Source organism: Paraburkholderia sp. BCC1885 (assembly GCF_900996235.1).
Taxonomy (GTDB): domain Bacteria; phylum Pseudomonadota; class Gammaproteobacteria; order Burkholderiales; family Burkholderiaceae; genus Paraburkholderia.
Genome location: NZ_CAAJGM010000122.1, coordinates 71,365 through 91,738 on the forward strand (window position 1 = coordinate 71,365; position 20,374 = coordinate 91,738).

A 20,374-nucleotide genomic window follows, 5' to 3' on the forward strand; every position below is an offset into this window, starting at 1 on the left:
CAATCGGGCTGCGCGGTGGTTGAGATGTGGCTGCAATGTTGCCGCGATGTTGCCGAATTTCGGCTGGAATCTGCGAGGGATCTCGGCCGGGCCAGACGGCTGACTGCCGTGGACTACTGAAGAATCAGCCGCAACTGGGCGTCAGCGTGTTCACCCGGATTGCGCGCGAAGCCGCTGCGCACGTAGCGGTGCCAGCGGCCGACGATATAGCTGAGCAGCAGACTGGCGCGCACGGTGGGATCGTAGTCGGCGGGCAGCGGCACGGCCGGATTCTGCGATGCGGCCTCATTCTGCACATTGGCGTCCATCAGGCCAATGCGCAGACATTGCTTGAGCGAGGCTTCCACCCGTTCGAGCATCTGGTTGACGCGCTCGGTCAGCCGTTCGTGCTCGCCCACCAGCGCCTCGCAGGTCAGCACGCGCGTCATGCCGGGATTTTTCGCGGAAAAGTTGAGCAGCATCAAGGCGATGGTGCGCGCCTGCAACACGCCATTGGGTTCTTTCGCGGCGATCTGGTTGATCAGCCCGAAGATGGATTGCTCGATGAATTCAATCAGGGCTTCGAACATTTGCGCCTTGCTGGCGAAATGCCGGTACAGCGCGGCTTCGGAAACGCCGAGTCGCGCGGCGAGCGCCGCCGTGGTGATCTTTTCGTTTTTCGGCGCCTCCAGCATGCCCGCCAGCGTCTGGAGGATGAGCACGCGGCGCTCGCCCGGTTTCAGGCGGGTCGCGCGAGGACTGCCCGCGGCCGGCGGATCTTCGGCTACAGCGTCGTCATGCCGGTGGATCGGTTGCATGTCTGTCGTCCCTTCAGTCGCACTGAGCGGGTGCCCAATCGGAGTGATTTTAACGAACGGATGCGCTGGTCGACATAGTGCGGCCGGCCAGTGCCCGGCAAGCGGCCCGGAACGCCATCCGGGTGCTTCTGACTCGGCAGATGACCGACGATCCACACGGTGCGGATGCCGAGGCGCCGGTAATTCTTCAGATGCGAGCGCGTATCTTCGACGAGGATGGCGTCGGCGAGCGGCACATGGGCATCGCGCATCGCTCGACGCAGCATGCCGGCGTCAGGCTTGGCGCGCCAGCCGCGCCGATCGCGCATGTGTTCGATGGCGATCACGCGCTCGAACAGCCGCTCGATGCGCAACTCGGCCAGCACCGCGCGCGCGTAGTTTTCCGGCGCGTTGGTCAGCACGATCTTGCGGCCCGGCAGCGCGGCGACGAGGCGCGCGAGGCCGCGCTCGCCGCGCACCATCGACGGCAGATCGGCGAATGTGTGCACGACCCTCAGGAAGTCGTGCGGGTCGATTGGCGTATGGCGCGCGAGACCGAGCAGCGTCGCGCCGTAGCGCTCGGTGTAGCCGACACGCAGGCGGTTGGCTTCGTCGCGGTCCACCTGCAGCGTATCGATGATGTACTGCGTCATCGCCCGGTTGATCTGGGGAAAGATGGAATGCGATGCGTGATGTAGCGTGTTGTCGAGATCGAACAGCCATACCGAGCTGCCGCCCGCGATGTGGGGCCGGCGGCGTTTAGCGTGTCGGGACGGGAAAGTTCGCATGGTGATCGGAAGCCGGCCGGAGCGGGTGCCGCCGCCACGGCATGGAACGGACGAGCGGATGCCCGCAGTTCATCATGCGTGCAGCAGGGAGAAAAGGGAAGCGAGCGGAAGCAGGCATGCGCGGCACATCCACAGGACATGCCGCGCGGGAAGCCATGCTCAATGGGAGCGGATCATCGTGCCGAACGGCTGTTCGGTCAGGATTTCCAGCAGCACCGAGTGTTCGATACGGCCGTCGATGATGTGCACCGAGCGCACACCGCTCTTCGCCGCGTCGAGCGCGGAGGAGATTTTCGGCAGCATGCCGCCGGAGATGGTGCCGTCGGCGAACAGCGCGTCGATCTCGCGCGCGGACAGGTCGGTGAGCAGATTGCCTTCCTTGTCCATCACGCCAGGGATGTTGGTCATCATGACGAGCTTTTCGGCATTCAGCACGACCGCCAGCTTGCCCGCGACCAGATCCGCGTTGATGTTGTACGACAGGCCGTCTTCGCCGAAACCGATGGGCGAGATCACCGGAATGAACGCGTCGTCCTGAAGTGCCTTCACGACCGCCGGATTGATCGCCTCGACTTCGCCGACCTGGCCGATGTCGACATACTGGCCGGGATTCTCGCGGTCCGGCATCAGCAGTTTGCGGGCGTGGATCAGGCCGCCGTCCTTGCCGGTGAGACCCACCGCGTGACCGCCGAAGTGATTGATGAGCGTGACGATGTCCTGCTGGACTTCGCCGCCGAGCACCCATTCGACGACTTCCATCGTCTCTTCGTCCGTGACGCGCATGCCCTGGATGAAGGTGCCCTGCTTGCCGATCTTCTTGAGCGCCTGGTCGATCTGCGGACCGCCGCCGTGCACGATGACCGGGTTGATGCCGACCAGCTTCAGCAGGATGACGTCGCGCGCGAAGCCTTGCTTCAGACGCTCCTCGGTCATTGCGTTGCCGCCGTATTTGATCACCACGGTCTTGCCGTGATACTGCTTGATGTAGGGCAGCGCCTCGGCCAGAATTTCGGCCTTCAGGGTGGGGGCGATCTGCGAGAGGTCGGGAATGTCGGACATGGCGGCAGGGCTCGGCACGGAACAGTTGAAACACGGCGAATTGTACAGGACTGGCGCGCTGCAACAGGGTTTTCCATAGGCGTTACGGCGCCGGGCGCCGCAGCGGTTTCGCAGTGCGCAATGGGCGTTGCGCGCACGCCACTCATGAGGCGATCTGGGCGCGTTCGCGGGGCGTATTTGTGACGAATTTGTGCTGGCCGCACGGACTATTGCAACGCGGGCTTTCAGCCGGCTTGCCGGGCGTGGCATTATTTCCTGACCGGATGTCCGGTGACTCGCCCAGGATTTGCCATGAATCCGCCCGTTGACTCCATGCCTATGAAGAGCGCGCGCTGCCCGCGTTGCGGCAGCGCGTTCGACTGCACGGCGCGCGAGCAACCATTCGACTGCTGGTGCAAGTCGATGCCGGCGTTGCCCGCGGACCGGCTGGAGCCGGACGGGCGCTGTCTGTGTCCGGAATGCCTGGTGGTTGAGATTGCGCGCGCGCAGGCGGGAGGCTAACGCGGCTGATTCGCAAGTGCGATCAGGTCTCGCGTCACCTCTTCGAGCACCGGCGTCCAGTCGTCGAACTGCCTTTGCCGGTACAGCGTCGCGCTCGGATACCACGGGCTGTCGCGCCGTTCCAGCAGCCACGTCCAGTGCGGATTGACGTCGAGCAAAACCCAGCTGCGCTGGCCGATCGCCCCGCTCAGATGAGCGACCGACGTACACACCGTTATCACCAGATCGAGCGCGCTGACGAAGGCCGCGGTGTCGTCGAAGCTCTGCAGCTCGGCGGTGTAATCGGTCATTGGCAGACCCGCTGCCTGTGCGGCCGCGACATCCGCCGAAGCACCCGGCTGCAGCGTGTAAAACGCAACGCCGCCGATGCCGGCAAACGCGCTTGCCAGACGTTGCCAACCCACCGCCCGGAACGGATTGCGCTGATGACCGCGACTACCGGTCCACGCCAGCCCCACCTTGAGGCGCTTTTCTCCCGCAAGCCGCGCCCGCCAGGCCGCGCTGGCGGCGGCATCCGCATGCAGGTAGGGAACCGAGCCGGCCAGCGTGTCGTCGAGCGTGCCGAGCACGAGCGGCAGGCTCATCAAAGGAATTTCGTAGTCGAACGGCGGCAGTGTCGCGACGCCGCCGCCCGCCGAATAGTGGTCCACGTGGCTACCGAGGCTGCGCACCAGCAGCGCGCCCATCTGCGGAAACGAATTCCACAGAAGGCGGCCGCCTTGCGCATGCACATGCTGCGCCAGCAGGGGAATGTAGCGGCAGCACTGCAGCAGGTCGCCCATGCCCTGTTCGCCCCACACCAGCAGCGTCTTGCCGCCGAGCGGCTCGCCGCGCCATTGCGGCGCCGGCATCGCGGGCCGGTTGCCGCCCAGTTCCCGGGAGCCATCCCAGCGCGCTTCGTGCGCGGGCCAGCCATGTTCATAGTCGCCACGCACGAGGTACAGCAATGCCAGGTTCGAGCGCATTCCTGGATCTTGCGGCGCGCGATCGCAGGCGGCCTGGGCGAACTTTAGCGCTTCGTCCCAGCGTTGCGCTTCCTTGAGCGCCAGCGCATAGTTATTCAGCGCGAGCGCGCTTTGCGGCGCCAGTTCGACCGCACGAACGCCCGCTTCCAGCGCCCGCGGCAGGTCCTTGGCGGCGCGGCTCGACTGGGCAAGATTGGTCCAGCCGTTACTGTCGAGCGGATCGCTCTTGACCGCGCTTTCCAGCAACGCGATCTGCTCCGCGATATCGCCGCCAGTGAGCGCGAGCGCTCCCGCGAGATTGGTGCGCAACTGCGGAAATTGCGCATCGAGCGCGAGCGCACGACGATATGGCACAAGCGCCTCACGGTGCCGGTGCGCGAGTTGCAGCGCGTAGCCGTGATGGAAGCTGGCCGCGGCGTCGCCAGGATTGAGTTGCGCAATAATGGCGGCGAACTCGATGGCATCGTCGTGACGGCCTTGCTCCAGCAGTGCGTGCGTGATGTTCACCGGCGTGTCGGGGGCGGCCGGCTGTAACAGGGCGGCGGCTTCGAGCCAGATAGCCTGCGCTTGAGCCGCGCCGTTCTGCTGCGCCAGCGCCGCGCGCTGCAGGAAGGTGAGGAACGCGGACCAGGCTGGGTGGTCAGGGGCGGAAATCATAAGTGTCCAAACGGTGACGTGATTTTTGTCAAGCGGACGATGGTACCGTCGAACTCCAACCCATTGGGTCGGATAACTCCGAACAGGTAAACTGGCGTCATGCATCGTATAACCATCACCGGCCGGGTCAACCTGGGGCATCTGTTCTGGCTGCGCTGTCTTGCCATCATCGGCCAGCTCGTGACCATCGCGGTCGTGCAGATTTTTGTCGGCGTGCACTTGCCGCTGCCGGCCATGTTGCTCGTCATCGGACTCGAAACGGCCTTCAATGCGCTGACGTGGCTGCGTGTTTCCCAGCAGCGGCCTGAGTCGAATCTTGAACTGTTCGGCCAGCTATGGGTAGATCTCGGCACGCTCTCGGCGCTATTGTTTCTTTCCGGCGGCACCACCAATCCATTTGTTTCGCTTTATCTGCCGTCGCTGGCGATTGCGGCGGCCGTGCTGCCGTGGCATCTGATGCTCTGGCTCGCCGCCTTTGCCGTGGCCTGCTATGCCGTGCTCGGTTTCGATTCCGTGCCGCTGAATCTCGACAATCCCGCCAACCTGTTCGACTACTACCGCGCCGGCATGTGGGTGAACTTCACGGTGAGCGTCGGGCTGATTGCGTGGTTCGTCGCGCGCATGTCGCGCGCCCTGCGTCAACGTGACACGGCGCTCGGCGAAGCCCAGCAGCGCTTGCTGCGCGACGAACGCGCGGTGGCGCTCGGGGTGCAGGCGGCGACGGTCGCGCATGAAATCGGCACGCCGCTCTCGACCATTGCTATGCTGTCCGAAGAGTTGCGCGACGCCGCGCGTACCGACCGGGGCCTCGCGCCCTACAGTGCCGATCTCGAATTGCTCGAACAGCAGATGTCGCTGTGCACGTCCGCTCTCGCGCGTCTGCGTTCGCGCGCCTCGACGGGCGGCAGCCGGCAGCCGGTCGGCGAATGGCTGGAGTCGTTCGCGCAACAATGGCGCCTGCGCCATCCGCATGTGAAATTCGAGCGGCTCGGCACGCCGCCGGACGGCGTCGATCTTGACGATACGGTCGCGGTCAGCCAGATTCTCACGATCCTGCTCGACAATGCCGCACGCGCGAGCCGCGACCACGTCACGCTCGCGGCCACGCTGTCGCCGCACGGCGAGCAGATCGAATTTGAAATTTGCGACGCCGGATCGGGTATTCCGCCGTCGTTGCGCGGCTCGCTCGGCGCGATGCCGGTGGACAGCACCCAGGGTGGTCATGGCGTCGGGTTGTATCTGGCGTTTTCGGCGGCGGCGCGGCTTGGCGGATCGATCGAGCTCGCCGACGTCAAGGAGACCATGCCGCGCGGCACGCGCGCCGTGCTGCGGCTGCCTCTCGCGGATCAACAATCATCCGGCGCGCGCCACACAGGCGCCGCGCCATCCAATATGGAGAAACAGGCATGAACGACATGAATTTTCTGGTGATCGACGACGACGAGGTGTTCTCCGGCATCCTCGCACGCGGTCTGACGCGACGCGGCTATACGGTGGCTGAAGCACACAACGCCGACGAAGCGATAAAGCTCGCAAATCAGCAGAAGTTCGGCCAGATCACGGTGGACCTGCACCTCGGCAACGATTCCGGGCTTACGCTGGTGGCGCCGCTGCGCGAGCTGCAACCCGACGCGCGGATGCTGGTGCTGACCGGTTACGCGAGTATCGCGACCGCCGTTCAGGCGGTGAAGGACGGCGCGGATAACTATCTGGCCAAGCCGGCAAATGTCGAAACGATTTTGTCGGCACTGCAAAGCGAAGCGAGCGCGTTGCAGGCGGAAGAGGCACTCGAGCATCCCACGCCGCTTTCGGTGGCACGGCTTGAATGGGAGCATATCCAGCGAGTGCTGGCCGAGCATGGCGGTAACATTTCCGCCACGGCGCGCGCGCTGAACATGCATCGCCGCACGTTGCAGCGCAAGCTGGCGAAGCGACCGGTGAAGCAGTAAGCACTACGGCACGGCAGCGAGGCACGGCGTCGCGCTTCAAAGCCTTCAATTGAAAACGGGCGGTCTCGCGAGGGGCCGCCCGTTTTTCTTACAGCACGTAGCGAGACAGATCCTCGTCATCCGCTACTTCGTTCAGCGCGCGGTCGACGTAAGCCGCGTCGATCCTGACGTTGGTGCCCGCATGATTGCCGGCCGCGAACGACACCTCTTCGAGCAGCTTTTCGATCACCGTGTACAAGCGGCGTGCGCCGATGTTTTCGGTCTTTTCGTTCACCGAAAAAGCGATTTCGGCGAGACGGCGAATCCCGTCGTCGGCGAAGTCGAGCTGCACGTCTTCCGTCGCGAGCAAGGCCTGATACTGCTTGACGAGGCTCGCGTCGGTGGAGACCAGAATGGATTCGAAGTCGTTCACCGACAACGAATCCAGTTCGACGCGAATCGGAAAGCGGCCCTGCAACTCGGGGATCAGGTCGCTCGGCTTGGCAAGGTGAAACGCCCCGCTGGCGATGAACAGGATGTGATCGGTCTTCACCATGCCGTACTTGGTGTTGATCGTCGTGCCTTCGACGAGCGGCAGCAAATCGCGCTGCACGCCCTGGCGCGACACCTCGCCGCCGCCGGCTTCGCTGCGCGAGGCGATCTTGTCGATTTCATCAAGGAACACGATGCCGTTCTGCTCGACGTTCTGCACTGCCTTGGTCTTCACTTCCTCGTCGTTGAGCATCTTCGACGCTTCTTCGTCCGTCAGCAGCTTTAGCGCTTCCTTCACCTTCAGCTTGCGGCGCGTTTTCTTGCCGCCGCCCAGATTGGCGAACATCGAACGAATCTGCTCGGTCATGTCTTCCATGCCCGGCGGCCCCATGATGTCCATGCCCGCTTGCGGCAGCTCAACGTCGAGTTCAATTTCCTTGTCGTCGAGCAGGCCTTCGCGCAGACGCTTGCGGAACGTTTGACGCGTCGTGCTGCCTTCGTCAGGCGTGTCGGCGGCGCCGAATCCAACCGGGCGCGCGCTCGGCAGCAGAATGTCGAGAATCCGGTCTTCGGCCTGATCTTCAGCCTTGGTGCGCACCTTGCGCATTTCCGTTTCGCGGGTCTGCTTGACCGAGATTTCGATCAGATCGCGCACGATGCTGTCCACATCGCGGCCCACGTAACCCACTTCGGTGAACTTGGTGGCTTCGATCTTGATAAACGGCGCGTCGGCCAGCTTGGCCAGACGGCGGGCGATTTCCGTCTTGCCGACGCCGGTCGGTCCGATCATCAGAATGTTCTTCGGCGTGATTTCCTGGCGCAGCGGCTCGCCTACCTGCTGGCGGCGCCAGCGGTTGCGCAGCGCCACCGCCACCGCTTTCTTGGCGCGGCCTTGGCCGATGATGTGCTTGTCGAGTTCCGAGACGATCTCGGCAGGGGTCATGGTGCTCATCGTGTGTCCTTACTCGATCGTCTCGATAACGCGGTTGTGATTCGTGTAGATGCACATGTCGCCGGCAATCTGCAGAGACTTTTCGACGATCTCACGCGGCGACAGATCCGTGTTATTCGCGAGGGCCGTGGCCGCCGCCTGGGCGTAAGAGCCGCCCGAACCGATCGCGCAGATGCCGCCTTCCGGGTCCAGCACGTCGCCGTTGCCGGTGATGACGAGGGTGGTGTGCGCGTCAGCCGCGATCAGCATGGCTTCGAGCCGGCGCAGCATGCGGTCGGTGCGCCAGTCTTTGGCAAGCTCGACCGCCGAGCGGGTCAGATTGCCCTGATGTTTTTCGAGTTTGGCTTCGAAGCGGTCGAGCAGCGAAAAGGCGTCGGCCGTGCCGCCGGCGAAACCGACCAGCACCTGGCCGTTATAGATGCGCCGGACCTTTTTGGCGCCGCCCTTCATGACGATATTGCCGAGTGTGACCTGGCCGTCGCCGCCGAGCGCGACCTTGTCGCCGCGGCGCACGGAGACGATCGTCGTGCCGTGAAATTGCTCCATATGCATTCCTTTTGCAAAACGGTAGGACGCGGCAGCGCTAACGCGCCATCGCGCCGATGCGTCGAGCGGCGAGCGGCGAGCCGCGCTCGTGCGACGCATGTCCGATTTATTTTAGGGCGTGCGCGGTCATATCAAGAGCTGGCCGGATGGCATAGGGCGGAAAAACGCCGGAAAAAAGCGGCAGACGCGGGATCAGACGGCAGGGGATGAGAGGCCAGGCAAACAAATGACCTGCTGCCCAGCGCAGATGCTGCGCGAAGCGGTAAAAGATGCTACGGGCGTGTAGGGACGGCGACAGCATTCTGACAGCCCGCGCAAAGAAAAAGGCGCACAGTTCACCGTGCGCCTCTCAACGAAGCCGCGTAGGGGTGGCGGGCCAAAGGCCGCGCCGCAGCCAATCAGTCGCCGAACAGCTTCTGGCGCAGTTCGCGGCGTTCCTGTGCTTCGAGCGACAGGGTGGCCGTGGGCCGGGCCAGCATGCGCGGAATGCCGATCGGTTCGCCGGTTTCTTCGCACCAGCCGTATTCACCCGATTCGATGCGCGCGATCGATTGCTGCACTTTCTTCAGCAGCTTGCGTTCGCGGTCGCGCGTGCGCAGTTCCAGCGCATGCTCTTCCTCGATCGTCGCGCGATCGGCCGGGTCCGGCACGATCACGGTTTCGCGCAGGTTTTCGGTCGTCTGGCCGGCATTGCGGAGAATGTCCGCCTGCAGCTGTTCAAGCTTGTTCTTGAAGAAAGCGAGCTGATCCTCATTCATGTAATCCTTGTCGCTCATCTTCAGGATTTCGGCTTCGGTCAAGAGTCGTTTCGTCGTCATCTGGCTTGCTTCTTCAATGTGAGGCAAAACTCGTACATGTTGCCCGCACTTTCGTGTTGCCCGCAAAGGCGTGTCAAACGCTCAATGAGTGCCGGCGAACACGGACGGTGGGCTGTCGTGACGCCGGAGCGCCGGATGCCTAAGCGCCGGGCGCCCAAGCATCGATGCGGGGCCGAACTCCTCTGGAAACGATCTTCAAATGCTCCTGAGGCATTGCTTGCCGGCGGCGCGCCTTTCGAGGCGGTGGACCAGCCGGCTTGTCGGCGTGCTGCTTTCCGGACAAGATTTTCCGGCGCCGTGTCAGGCCCGGCGCGGGTTACGCGCTGATCGGGCGATCGTTCTCATTCTCCAGTGGGCTCGTATTGTAACTGAATCACAATACGCCACCGCAACCGGGATTGTTCCGGGTCGCGGCACGCCAATATCCCGAAAATATAACGCGCGAACGGCTAAAAAGCGATGCCCGTGCACGATTCCTGCAACAGGGGTTTTCACGCGTTTTTCACACGTTGCATGCCGCCCGGCGGCTTTTCGGCGAAGCCGGGGCCTTTGGAAAGCCCCAGCATTCTTCGTTCCTGGCCTGCGCGCCCAGGCGCTGCAAGGTTTTTCGTCAGACGAGACAGGCGCTCAGGCCATCCGTAATCAGGTCTTGCGGCAGCTCGATGCCGATGAACACCATCTTGCTGTTCTTCTTCTCGACGGGTTGCCATTTGGCGGCCAGATCGCTGCCCATCATCTGATGGACGCCCTGAAACACCACCTTGCGGTCGACGCCCTTCATATACAGCACGCCCTTGTAGCGCAGCAGCCGCTCGCCGTAGATCTGCAGGATGCCGCCGAGGAAATCTTCGAGCTTGTTCGGATCGAACGGGCGGTCGCTGCGGAACACGAACGATTTGATCTTGTCGTCGTGATGCGCGTGGTGGTGATGGCCGTGGTCGTGGCCTTCGTGGTCACAGTGGCCATGATCGTGGTCGCAGTTCGCGTGATCGTGGTCGTCGTGGGTATGGCCATGGTCGTCGTGCGCGTGGGCGTGGCCGTGCGCATGCTCGTCTTCGACGAGGAAGTCCGGGTCGATTTCGAGCTTGGCGTTCAGGTTGAAGCCGCGCAGATCGAAGATTTCCTTGATGTCCGCTTCGCCGAAATTCACCACCCGGATCGCCGCACGCGGGTTCATGTGCAGCAGACGGTGGCGCAGCGCCTCGATGGCCGCTTCGTCGACCAGATCGGCCTTGGTGATGAACAGCCGGTCGGCGAAACCGACCTGGCGCTGCACCACTTCGTGCTCGTCGAGCTGATGGTTGGCGTGCTTCGCGTCGACCAGCGTGATGATGGCGTCGAGCAGGAATTCGTCAGCGATCTCGTTATCCATGAAGAACGTCTGCGCCACCGGCCCCGGATTGGCGAGACCGGTGGTTTCGATCACCACACGGTCGAAATCCAGTTCGCCGGCCTGCTTTTTCGCCGCCAGATCGCCCAGCACGCGCGCCAGGTCGCCGCGAATCGTGCAGCAGATGCAGCCGTTGCTCATCTGGATGATCTGCTCGTTCGCGTCCTGCACGAGGATCTCGTTGTCGATGTTCTCTTCGCCGAATTCGTTTTCGATCACGGCGATCTTCATGCCGTGCTTTTCGTTCAGGATGCGCTTGAGCAGGGTGGTTTTGCCGCTGCCGAGAAAGCCGGTCAGGATAGTGACGGGAATCATGGTGGTCGCCTGTTTGTGCGTGAATCTTTACGTGAATCGGAGTGCCTGGATCGAAGGCGGCGGACCTGGACCGCGCCATTCGAGCGGGTCGGTTATTGAAACATATCTGCCCGGCCCCTGCAGCCGGCGGGCCGCGAGGCCGCGCGCCGCGCCGCAAATATCCTCAAACTATGGGCGATCAGGCGATTTGCAACAATAGGCCTTTCAGATACTCGCCTTCCGGGAAGGCGGTGAGTAGCGGATGATCGACGCCGGCGCCGAGGCGCTTGAGGATGCGGGCATCGACGCGCGCATCGGCGGCCGCGCCGGCGACGATTTTCTGGAACAGCTCGGCGTCGATCGCGCCCGAGCACGAATAGGTGAACAGCAGGCCGCCCGGTCGCAGCAGCTTGAGGCCGGTCAGGTTGATGTCCTTATAGGCCCGTGCGGCGCGCTCGACGTGTTCGCGCGAGGGCGCGAATTTGGGCGGATCGAGCACGACCAGGTCAAAGCGCTCGCCTTCCTCGTGGAGCCGGCGCAACGTCTTGAAGGCGTCGGCGTCGAGCCAGGTGGCGCGCTCGGCGTCGAAGCCGTTGGCGGTGACGTTCTGCTGCGCGAGCGCCAGCGCCTCGCCGGACGAATCGATCGAGACCACCCGTTTTGCCCCGCCCTTGAGCGCCGCCAGCGAGAAGCCGCCGGTGTAGCAGAAGCAGTTCAGCACCTCGCGGTCCTGCGCGAGCTGCTGCACAAGCGCGCGGTTGTCGCGCTGATCGACGTAAAAGCCGGTCTTGTGGCCGTTGCGCACGTCCACGTGATACCGCACGCCGTTTTCGCTGGCGATCAGCGGATCGGACGGCGGCTCGCCCGCCAGCACGCCGGTGATCTGTTCCAGACCTTCCTTCTCGCGGATCGACACATCCGAGCGCTCGTAGACGTTCGGGCAGCCGGTGGCGGCGGTCAATGCCGCGACGATCGCCTCTTTCCACGCCTCGACGCCGGCAGCCATGAACTGGCAGACGAGCTGGCTGCGCTGGCCGGCTGCGTCGGCGGTGTAGTGATCGACGATCAGACCCGGCAGGCCATCCGCCTCGCCGAAGATCAGCCGCACGGCGCCGGTGTCATGCACCATCGCCCGTCGATGTTCGATGGCGCGCTGCACGCGGCGCTTGAAGAAGGCGTGGTCGATCGGCTCGGCTTCGTCGAAACTCCACACCCGCGCGCGGATCTGCGAATGCGGACTATAGGCGGCGCGCGCCAGAAAACGGCCGTCGTGCGCGCGCACCAGCACGGTCGCCCCGGCGGCCGGCTTACCGTCCACGCGGTCGATGGCGGTCGCGTAGACCCACGGATGGCGGCGCAGCAGCGACTTTTCTTTCGACGGTTTGAGCGTAACGGTATTCATGACTTCGTGAGGTATCAGCGGAACGGGGAGCCGCGCAAGGCGGCGAAACAGGGCGAGGGCGGGCGGCGGGCGCCCGCAAAAAGCGCTCGCCTCAGTCGCGTTTTTTGGCGCGCGGATGCGCCTTATCGTAGACGTGCGCGAGATGCTGGAAATCGAGCGCGGTATAGACCTGGGTCGCGGTGATGCTGGCGTGCCCGAGCAATTCCTGCACCGCGCGCAGGTCGCCGCTCGATTGCAGCACGTGGGTGGCGAACGAATGGCGCAGCACGTGCGGATGGACGTTGGCCGGAATGCCGGCGGCCAGCGCCATGCGTTTGACACGCTCGCGCACCACGTTCGGCGACATCCGGTTGCCACGCGCCGACAGAAACAGCGGATGCGGGTCGTGCCTGACGAACTCGCCGCGCACCGCGAGCCAGGCGTTAAGCGCGGCGAGCGCCTTGCTGCCGACCGGCACGATGCGGCGCCGGTTGCCCTTGCCGAGGACTTCGACTTCGGTCGAATCGAGCTTGAGCCAGCCGGCGGAGCGGTAGCCGTCGACGTCGGCATAGCGCGCGTCGAGCCCGACCAGTTCGGCCAGTCGCAAGCCGGACGAGTAGAACAGTTCGAGGATCGCGTGATCGCGCAGCCCTTCGGCCGTGGCGGCGGCGGGCGCTTCCATGAGGCGGTTGGCGTCGTCCACGGAAAGCGCCTTGGGCAGCGTTTTCGCCTGCCTGGGCGCGCGCACGGTGGCGACTGGGTTGGCCGGCAAGTCGACGCGGCCGGCCAGCCAGCGGTAAAACGCCCGCCATGCCGATAGCCGATGGCTGATCGAGCGCGCGCTCAGGCCGCCCGCGTGGGCTCGCGAAACCGCGCCGCGGATGTCGATGGCGGTCAGGCTTTCGAGCGGCCGCCCTTTGGCCAGCAGCCTGAGTTCGTCCAGTTCGTGCGTGTAACCGCGCAGCGTGTGCGCCGAGAGCCGCCGCTCGTGTTCGAGGTTCGACAGATAGTCGGCGATCGGATCGGCGCTGGTCACGATGGCGCTCGGCGGCTCAGCGCGGCAGCAGACGGCTGAGCGCCGCGCTGGCGAGGGCGCCGATCTGCGTCAGGAAGTCGGTGGCCATGCCGTCGTGGAAGCGGCGCGGGTCGGGTGAGCCCATCACCAGCAAGCCGAAGGTCGGCGCGTCGTCGTTGGCTTCGTTGGCTTCGGGGTCGCGCAGCGCGAGCAGCGCGATCGATTCCGTGGCGTGGCCGCCTTCCTGCGGCGCGGCGCCTTCGACAGGCACCGACGCCACCGCCGGCGCGAGCCACTGCGCCGCTTCGAAGCCCGAATTGGCGCCGCAATACGGCGAGGTGAGGCTGTTGGCGAAGATGCGCACTTCCTCGCCGACGTGACGCGCGAAGTCGGCCTGGGTGTACGGCTCGGCCACGTCCCACACGCGCAGTGCGGCTTGCGGCACGTCGAACACGTCGCGCAGGCCGTTGGCGATGGTGCGCGGCAGGGCGTATGGGTCGCGCTCGGCCATCACGCGGATGGTCCAGCGATTGAACTTCGAGGCAATGCTGTCGTTCTCGTGCCCGTAACGCAGCAGTTCGGCGAGGCGCCGTTCGAGATGCTTGTTCTTCTCACGCAGCATTTCCATCTGCCGTTCCTGCAGCGAGACCGCGGCTTTGCCGTGCGGGTTCGCGAGCTTGATGGTCGCGAGCATTTCCGCGTGGTCGGCGAAAAATTCGGGGTTGGCGAGCAGGTATTCGGAGACTTCGCGATCGTTCATGGTTTCGGCTAAAGGACGACGCCCTTACGCGGGCGCATCGGTCTATGGGGTCAGTCGGTTGGCCATTTGTCGGCTGCGCATGGCCGGCGTCGGCCGTGCGCCGGGCCACGCATCAGGCCGTTCAGTCGGCCAGTTCGATTTCACCTTCGAAGACGGTTGCGGCGGGGCCGGCCATCAGGAGCGGCGTGTTGCCGTGCTCGCCATGCCAGGAAATCGTCAGCACGCCGCCATGGGTATGTACCTTCACCGGCGTATCGAGCAGGCCGCGGCGAATCCCCGCGGCCACGGCCGCACAGGCGCCGGTGCCGCACGCCAAGGTTTCGCCGGCGCCGCGCTCGTAGACGCGCAGTTTGATCTCGCTACGCCCGACGATCTGCATGAAGCCGGCGTTGACGCGTTGCGGAAAGCGCGCATGCCGCTCGATTACGGGACCCTCGACGGGCACCGGCCAGGCCTCGACATCGTCGACGATCTGCACGGCGTGCGGATTGCCCATCGAAACCACCGAGATCCAGCGCGTGGCGCCGTTCACTTCGAGCGGCCAGAGCGTGTCGTCACCCTCGCGGCGGCCTTCGAGGCCGCTGGCGTCGAACGGCACGCGCGCCGGCTCGAACACCGGCACGCCCATATCCACGCTGACGTCGCCGTTCTCCTGCATGGTCAGCGTGATGACGCCGTTTTGCACCTGGACACGCACGCTGCGCGCGTCGGTCAGGCCCGTGTCGCGCACGAACTTGACGAAGCAGCGCGCGCCGTTGCCGCAGTGCTCGACCTCGCCGCCGTCGCAATTGAAAATGCGGTACCTGAAATCCACGCCTTCGATGGTGGGCTTTTCGACCAGCAGAAGCTGATCGGCGCCGACGCCGAAGTGCCGGTCCGCGAGCGCGCGCACCTGCGCGGCGCTCAGTTCGAGCGGCCGCGTGTAGCCATCGAGCACGACAAAGTCGTTACCCGCGCCGTGCATTTTGGTGAATTTCAGTCTCATGTCGCTATTGTAAGGGACACGCGCCGACGCGCGCCGAACGCCGCCTTTTATTGCGTGGCGCCCGCGCGTTTCATCAATAAACACTCGGCTGGCCGGGCGGGCGCGTCTTGAAGCGCTTGTGCACCCAATAATACTGTTCGGGCATCAGGGGAATCTGCTCTTCCAGGAAGGCATTCATGCGGCGCGCGTCGGCCTCGTCGTCGCCGGTGGGGTAGTTTTCCCACGGCTTGAATACCTTCAGACGATAGCCCTTGTAGTTCGGCAGCACCTCGCCGATGAACGGCACCACCTGCGCGTTGCCCACCTTGGCGAGCCGTCCGACGGCGGTCAGCGTACAGGTCGGCACGCCGAAGAACGGCACGAAGGTCGAGTTGCGCATGCCGTAATCCATGTCGGCGCCGAGCATCACCGGCTTCCTGTCGCGCAGCCAGCGCAGCACGATGCGGGCGCTGTCGGCGCGGCTTGCCATGTCCGCACCGAAGCGGGCGCGCGCCGCCTTGGCGACCTCCTCGAGCTCCGGGTTCGACATCGGCTGATACAGCGAGCCGCATTGCCGCCTGAGCGAGTAGTTGAGAAAGATCGAACCCGCCTCGATCCCCACGAAGTGGAAGCCGAGAAACAGCGTGGGCGGCAGATCGGGATCGGTGAGGTCGATCGCGCTGTCGAGCTGGATCAGTTTTTCGAGCTTTTTGGCCGAGCCGAACCACTGCACGCTACGCTCCAGATAACTGCGGATGGCGTGGCGAAAATGCTTCTGCGCGACCTCTTCACGATGCTCGTCGCTCCATTCGGGGAAGCACAGCTTGAGGTTGATATGAACAATGCGCTTGCGCCGGCTGGGGATCTGATAGAGCAGCCAGCCGAGGCCGTCGCCGAGGCGGGCGATGAGGCCATAGGGCAATAGCGCAAACAGTTTCAGCAATCCGATGGCGAGTCTGGCTCCGAGACGGCTCAGCATGTGGCCGCTCCGTGGCGGGCACCTGGGAACGCTGCGCGCAAAGAAGCCTTGGACGAGTCGAAATACAACACGCGTGGGTACTCTGTGACAAATGTAGGAAGTCGCTATAATAAGGGCTTCGCCGAGTTAATAGACAACTTGCGGGGCGAAGCTGCCAGGCGCGATCCACACGATACGCGCCGCGCAGTCAGGAAATCCGCTAAAGCGTCGCCGCTTCAGGCTTCCGAAGCTGGCTACGTGAAACTCAACCGTAACCACACAACAGGAGTCTGCAACGTGGCAAACGACTATCTCTTCACCTCCGAATCGGTTTCGGAAGGCCATCCGGACAAGGTCGCGGACCAAATCTCCGACGCGATTCTCGACGCTATCCTGGCTCAGGACAAATACTCCCGCGTGGCCGCAGAAACGCTCTGCAATACGGGTCTCGTCGTGCTGGCCGGTGAAATCACCACCACTGCAAACGTCGACTACATCCAGGTTGCGCGTAACACCATCAAGCGCATCGGCTACGACAACACCGATTACGGCATCGACTACCGCGGTTGCGCGGTGCTCGTCGCATATGACAAGCAGTCGCCGGACATCGCCCAGGGCGTGGACCGCGCCCACGACAACAATCTCGATCAGGGCGCGGGCGACCAGGGCCTGATGTTCGGCTACGCATGCGAAGAAACGCCGGAACTGATGCCGCTGCCGATCCACCTGTCGCACCGTCTGGTCGAGCGCCAGGCCAACCTGCGCCGCGACGGCCGTCTGCCCTGGCTGCGTCCGGATGCGAAGTCGCAGGTCACCGTGCGTTACGTCGACGGCAAGCCGCATGCAATCGACACGGTCGTGCTGTCCACGCAGCACTCGCCGGACATCGACCTGACCACGCTGCGCGAAGCCGTGATCGAAGAAGTCATCAAGCCGACGCTGCCGGCTGAGCTGATCAAGGGCGACATCAAGTTCCTGGTCAACCCCACCGGCCGCTTCGTGATTGGCGGCCCGCAAGGCGACTGCGGCCTGACGGGCCGCAAGATCATCGTCGACACCTACGGCGGCGCGGCGCCGCACGGCGGCGGCGCGTTCTCGGGCAAGGATCCGTCGAAGGTCGACCGTTCGGCGGCTTATGCCGGCCGTTATGTCGCGAAGAACATCGTGGCTGCCGGGCTCGCGTCGCGTTGCCTGATCCAGGTGTCGTATGCGATTGGCGTGGCCCAGCCGACTTCGGTGATGGTCAACACGTTCGGCACGGGCCGCGTGTCGGATGCGACGATCACGCGCCTCGTGCAGGAACATTTCGACCTGCGTCCGAAGGGCATCATCCAGATGCTGGACCTGCTGCGCCCGATCTACGAGAAGAGCGCGGCTTACGGCCACTTCGGCCGCGAAGAGCCGGAATTCACGTGGGAAGCCACGGATAAGGCGTTGGCGCTGGCGGAAGCGGCTGGCACGGAGCCGGTGGCTGCGCTGGCTTAAGCCGTTTTATCTGGTGGTTTGAATGGAGGACAGGGATTCAGATTCCTGTCCTTTTTTCTTTAGGGCGCGTGTTTCGCCGCAGAAACGCGGGCTTGAGCCGAGAGCCGCCTGCTGGCTGTGGGCAGTGGCTCCCCTTACGTCGCGCGCGAACCGTCGACATTCAAGAGACGGAATTCCGCAGGCGATTCTTCCAGGGCGTGCGCGCCCCTGATTTGCAGGACCAGATTGCCAAGGTCCGAGTAGTCGAATTGAGCGCACCAGCTGGCCATTCTGGAAATTGCCTTAATTAGCGGCTCCGTTTGCTGCCCATGCGTGAGTACCCGAAGGCAGTCGACAAACTGAGGGTGAAACAGTGTCGGAATGATGATGCGGCAGCGCTCGATTCTCGATAGCTCGGCGTTCATGATCAGTCTCATCGGATCCGGCTTCGACATAGACACCGGCGGCAATTCGCGTCAGGTGGCCGTTTTTCGCGCGCCGCTGGAGATCGCGGTCGAACGTAGCTTCGCCCGAGGCAAATGGCACCTCGTCGAATTGTCGTTTATTAGCTAAATTGGGGATTGCATCGACACCACTGACATGTCGTTTTTTTCAGCTATAGAAGTGCGATTACTTGAAAAGAGATGTCGCGGCGGAGCTACGCACGAGGCAATTTTGTCGTAAACGAGCTTACTCGCATGCGCAGCAAACTTGCCGATGTCGCGACGGAATCACTCAGGCCGGTCTTCGTTCGCGGCAGTACCTACGCATTAAGGCCGCGCAAACCCAAACCACCCTTCACTACCAAACGACATCCGGCGCGGACGACGGCTCGTGCTGCGCGCCACGACGCGCGGCGCGGGCAGCGCGCGTAACGGCGTCGGCTTGCGCAGCAGCGTGCGCAGCGAGAACCGCCGCGAACCGGCTTTGCTGCGCAGCGCGACGAAAAAAGTCTGGAACCAGGTGCGGATGCCGTCCACCGGTTTGGCGTCGCGCCATTGACCGGCGAGCGCGCGGGTACGGGTCGCATGGTGACGCAGCGCGCGCACGACGTGCCGGCGCGCGGGACGCGCTGCCTTGAGGGCGGCGCGGGTAAGACGGGTGCTCAGGAGAGTGTGCATGGCTTCAACGCTAGGCAGCGAGTCGTGCGGCAAGAGGTGCTGAAAAAAAGAGCACCAACTATGCCAGCGAGAACGACGCGCAAGCCCGAAAATGGACCGGATGTCGCGGCAGTGGGCTGGAAAGCCCGTGCGCAAAGGAAAGCAGAGGGAATTGCAATCAACATGCGTGCAGGCTACACGCGATTCGTGACGTCAGAAAGTCCGTTTTAACCCTCGGCTTTACGGGTTTTTACGGGGCAGAACGCGCGCTGGCGCGGGGCCCAGGCGGTCCTGTTACGGTCGATAAGCGTGCATGTCTGCCCTCGCGATGTGCCCCGGCCCTTTGTCGCACCTCGAAGGCCGCACGCTGATCGCGCACGTTTTACAATCGAGCATCGGTCAGTAAAAAGTAACGGAATACCCATGTCAGTCCATTCGAAGAAAGAACAGGTTCAGGTGCTGCGGGAGCGGGGCTTCGTCGTCGTGCCGGGGCTGGTTTCGCCCGAGCGCTGCAGCGAACTCCGGCAGATCGCCGCGCAGCAACTGCAGGAAGCGGCCACGCCCATCGAATTCGAAGCGGACTTGCGCTATCCGGGCGCGCCGGATTCGCGGCATGCGCCGGGCGGCCATACCGTGCGCCGTCTGCTCGACGCGTATGCGCGCCATCCGCGCTTCGCCGAGTGGGCGACGGCGCCGGAAATCCGCGGCTGGATGGAAACCTATTTCGGTGAAGAGCCGCGCCTGTCGCGCGCCCACCACAACTGCATGATGACCAAGCACCCCGCCTATGGCAGCCTGACCGGCTGGCATCGCGACGTTCGTTACTGGTCGTTCGAGCGCGACGATCTGGTCTCAGTGTGGCTCGCGCTGGGCTCGGAGACCGTCGACAACGGCGCCTTATGGCTCGTGCCGCAATCGCACAATGCAACCTTCACCTCCGAGCGTTTCGACGACGCCAAATTCTTCCGCTCCGATCTGCCGGAGAACCAGGCGCTGATCCAGACCGCCGTGTCACCGGAACTCAAGGCCGGCGACGTGGTGTTCTTCCACTGCAATACGCTGCATTCGGCCGGCAAAAACATCAGCGACGCGGTGAAGTTTTCCTTGGTCTACACCTATCACGGCGCGAGCAATGTGCCGTTGCCGGGCTCGCGCTCGGCGTCGAAGCCCGAAGTCGCGTTCTGAGCTCGGGGAAGCATCCGGAACAGAATCCGGAAATGGCGGGGCGCCCTTTGAGGGCGCCCGCCGCTGTACGGCTTTAGCGCATGCCCTAGCGTCTGCCGCCCGAAGTCGCCAGCCCGATCAGGCCGGCGAGCGCCGCCACCACGCCGCCGGCCATCAAATAAATCGCCTTGTTGCTGGGCGAGCCGGTGAACACGCGTGAGACATCACTGCTCAACGAGTGATACGCCTGGACGCCGAAATACAGCAGCAGGACGCCGCCGACAATCAATGCGAGCGAAATCGCTTTGGTCATGAATATCTCCATTAAACAGGGTCGTCGAAGTGTAGGGGAGGGCCGCTGCGGCGTCCATCCCGCATAATGGGCGTCAGCAGCCTGTGCGA

Annotated in this window: 22 protein-coding genes; 6 read left to right on the forward strand and 16 right to left on the reverse strand. The window is 63.9% G+C overall.

Annotated elements, in window-relative coordinates; translation table 11 throughout:
- Window positions 1-113: 113 nt before the first annotated feature.
- From slmA to argB, 3 genes are all read right to left on the reverse strand, one after another.
- The gene (slmA, locus tag FQ755_RS13260) at window positions 114-797 is read right to left on the reverse strand and encodes a nucleoid occlusion factor SlmA (RefSeq protein WP_144154839.1); all 684 of its coding nucleotides are present in this window, start codon (window positions 795-797) and stop codon (window positions 114-116) included.
- A complete protein-coding gene (locus FQ755_RS13265; RefSeq protein ID WP_144154841.1) occupies window positions 764-1,564 on the reverse strand; it encodes a pyrimidine 5'-nucleotidase in 801 nt (266 codons plus the stop codon). The genes slmA and FQ755_RS13265 overlap by 34 nt, the downstream gene beginning before the upstream one ends.
- Before the next feature lie 159 nt (window positions 1,565-1,723).
- Window positions 1,724-2,623, reverse strand: coding sequence for an acetylglutamate kinase (gene argB, locus FQ755_RS13270; protein WP_144154843.1), 900 nt, complete (start codon window positions 2,621-2,623; stop codon window positions 1,724-1,726).
- 291 nt (window positions 2,624-2,914) lie between these two features.
- Between argB and FQ755_RS13275 the strand changes: the two genes are divergently transcribed.
- On the forward strand, window positions 2,915-3,124 hold the full coding sequence (locus FQ755_RS13275) for a cysteine-rich CWC family protein (RefSeq protein ID WP_144154845.1): 210 nt from the start codon (window positions 2,915-2,917) through the stop codon (window positions 3,122-3,124).
- Here FQ755_RS13275 and FQ755_RS13280 read toward each other — a convergent pair.
- On the reverse strand, window positions 3,121-4,746 hold the full coding sequence (locus tag FQ755_RS13280; protein ID WP_144154847.1) for a hypothetical protein: 1,626 nt from the start codon (window positions 4,744-4,746) through the stop codon (window positions 3,121-3,123). The two genes, FQ755_RS13275 and FQ755_RS13280, sit on opposite strands and share 4 nt — an antisense overlap.
- A 99-nt stretch (window positions 4,747-4,845) precedes the next feature.
- On the opposite strand from FQ755_RS13280, the gene FQ755_RS13285 reads away from it, so the two are divergent.
- The gene (locus FQ755_RS13285; protein ID WP_144154849.1) at window positions 4,846-6,156 is read left to right on the forward strand and encodes an ATP-binding protein; all 1,311 of its coding nucleotides are present in this window, start codon (window positions 4,846-4,848) and stop codon (window positions 6,154-6,156) included.
- The gene (locus FQ755_RS13290) at window positions 6,153-6,695 is read left to right on the forward strand and encodes a response regulator transcription factor (RefSeq protein ID WP_144154851.1); all 543 of its coding nucleotides are present in this window, start codon (window positions 6,153-6,155) and stop codon (window positions 6,693-6,695) included. The genes FQ755_RS13285 and FQ755_RS13290 overlap by 4 nt, the downstream gene beginning before the upstream one ends.
- 88 nt (window positions 6,696-6,783) lie before the next feature.
- Here FQ755_RS13290 and hslU read toward each other — a convergent pair whose 3' ends face one another.
- The 9 genes from hslU to FQ755_RS13335 form a co-directional block, all read right to left on the reverse strand.
- Entirely contained in the window at window positions 6,784-8,118 is a 1,335-nt protein-coding gene (hslU, locus tag FQ755_RS13295) for an ATP-dependent protease ATPase subunit HslU (protein WP_144154853.1), read from the reverse strand.
- 9 nt (window positions 8,119-8,127) lie between these two features.
- Window positions 8,128-8,664: an ATP-dependent protease subunit HslV gene (gene hslV / locus FQ755_RS13300; RefSeq protein WP_144154855.1), complete on the reverse strand. Its 537-nt coding sequence runs from the start codon at window positions 8,662-8,664 to the stop codon at window positions 8,128-8,130.
- 398 nt (window positions 8,665-9,062) lie between these two features.
- Window positions 9,063-9,482, reverse strand: coding sequence for an RNA polymerase-binding protein DksA (gene dksA, locus FQ755_RS13305; RefSeq protein WP_074263073.1), 420 nt, complete (start codon window positions 9,480-9,482; stop codon window positions 9,063-9,065).
- Window positions 9,483-10,092: 610 nt separating this feature from the next.
- Window positions 10,093-11,187 carry a CobW family GTP-binding protein gene (locus tag FQ755_RS13310; RefSeq protein WP_144154856.1) on the reverse strand — a complete coding sequence of 365 codons (1,095 nt, stop codon included), beginning with the start codon at window positions 11,185-11,187 and terminating at the stop codon, window positions 10,093-10,095.
- Window positions 11,188-11,365: 178 nt separating this feature from the next.
- Entirely contained in the window at window positions 11,366-12,568 is a 1,203-nt protein-coding gene (locus tag FQ755_RS13315) for a class I SAM-dependent rRNA methyltransferase (protein ID WP_144154858.1), read from the reverse strand.
- Window positions 12,569-12,659: 91 nt separating this feature from the next.
- Complete coding sequence (xerC, locus tag FQ755_RS13320) at window positions 12,660-13,583, reverse strand: tyrosine recombinase XerC (protein WP_144154860.1); 924 nt, start codon at window positions 13,581-13,583, stop codon at window positions 12,660-12,662.
- A 16-nt stretch (window positions 13,584-13,599) separates the two neighbouring features.
- The gene (locus FQ755_RS13325) at window positions 13,600-14,322 is read right to left on the reverse strand and encodes a DUF484 family protein (RefSeq protein ID WP_144154862.1); all 723 of its coding nucleotides are present in this window, start codon (window positions 14,320-14,322) and stop codon (window positions 13,600-13,602) included.
- Between the two features lie 121 nt (window positions 14,323-14,443).
- The gene (gene dapF / locus FQ755_RS13330; RefSeq protein WP_144154864.1) at window positions 14,444-15,307 is read right to left on the reverse strand and encodes a diaminopimelate epimerase; all 864 of its coding nucleotides are present in this window, start codon (window positions 15,305-15,307) and stop codon (window positions 14,444-14,446) included.
- Between the two features lie 73 nt (window positions 15,308-15,380).
- The gene (locus FQ755_RS13335) at window positions 15,381-16,265 is read right to left on the reverse strand and encodes a lipid A biosynthesis lauroyl acyltransferase (RefSeq protein WP_144154866.1); all 885 of its coding nucleotides are present in this window, start codon (window positions 16,263-16,265) and stop codon (window positions 15,381-15,383) included.
- A gap of 276 nt (window positions 16,266-16,541) precedes the next feature.
- Here FQ755_RS13335 and metK point away from each other — a divergent pair, with 276 nt between their 5' ends.
- Complete coding sequence (metK, locus tag FQ755_RS13340; RefSeq protein ID WP_144154868.1) at window positions 16,542-17,729, forward strand: methionine adenosyltransferase; 1,188 nt, start codon at window positions 16,542-16,544, stop codon at window positions 17,727-17,729.
- Window positions 17,730-17,863: 134 nt separating this feature from the next.
- Here metK and FQ755_RS13345 read toward each other — a convergent pair whose 3' ends face one another.
- A complete protein-coding gene (locus tag FQ755_RS13345; protein ID WP_186308514.1) occupies window positions 17,864-18,133 on the reverse strand; it encodes a hypothetical protein in 270 nt (89 codons plus the stop codon).
- On the opposite strand from FQ755_RS13345, the gene FQ755_RS37320 reads away from it, so the two are divergent.
- Window positions 18,132-18,281 carry a hypothetical protein gene (locus FQ755_RS37320; protein ID WP_186308515.1) on the forward strand — a complete coding sequence of 50 codons (150 nt, stop codon included), beginning with the start codon at window positions 18,132-18,134 and terminating at the stop codon, window positions 18,279-18,281. The genes FQ755_RS13345 and FQ755_RS37320 overlap by 2 nt on opposite strands.
- A 197-nt stretch (window positions 18,282-18,478) precedes the next feature.
- Here FQ755_RS37320 and FQ755_RS13350 read toward each other — a convergent pair whose 3' ends face one another.
- Window positions 18,479-18,829 (reverse strand): hypothetical protein, encoded by a 351-nt coding sequence (locus FQ755_RS13350; RefSeq protein WP_144154870.1) that lies wholly within the window; start codon window positions 18,827-18,829, stop codon window positions 18,479-18,481.
- Between the two features lie 402 nt (window positions 18,830-19,231).
- Between FQ755_RS13350 and FQ755_RS13355 the strand changes: the two genes are divergently transcribed.
- Window positions 19,232-19,993, forward strand: a complete 762-nt coding sequence (locus FQ755_RS13355) for a phytanoyl-CoA dioxygenase family protein (protein ID WP_144154872.1) — start codon at window positions 19,232-19,234, stop codon at window positions 19,991-19,993.
- 85 nt (window positions 19,994-20,078) lie between these two features.
- On the opposite strand, the gene FQ755_RS13360 is transcribed toward FQ755_RS13355, so the two are convergent.
- Window positions 20,079-20,285: a DUF3185 family protein gene (locus tag FQ755_RS13360; protein ID WP_144154874.1), complete on the reverse strand. Its 207-nt coding sequence runs from the start codon at window positions 20,283-20,285 to the stop codon at window positions 20,079-20,081.
- Between the last annotated feature and the right edge of the window lie 89 nt (window positions 20,286-20,374).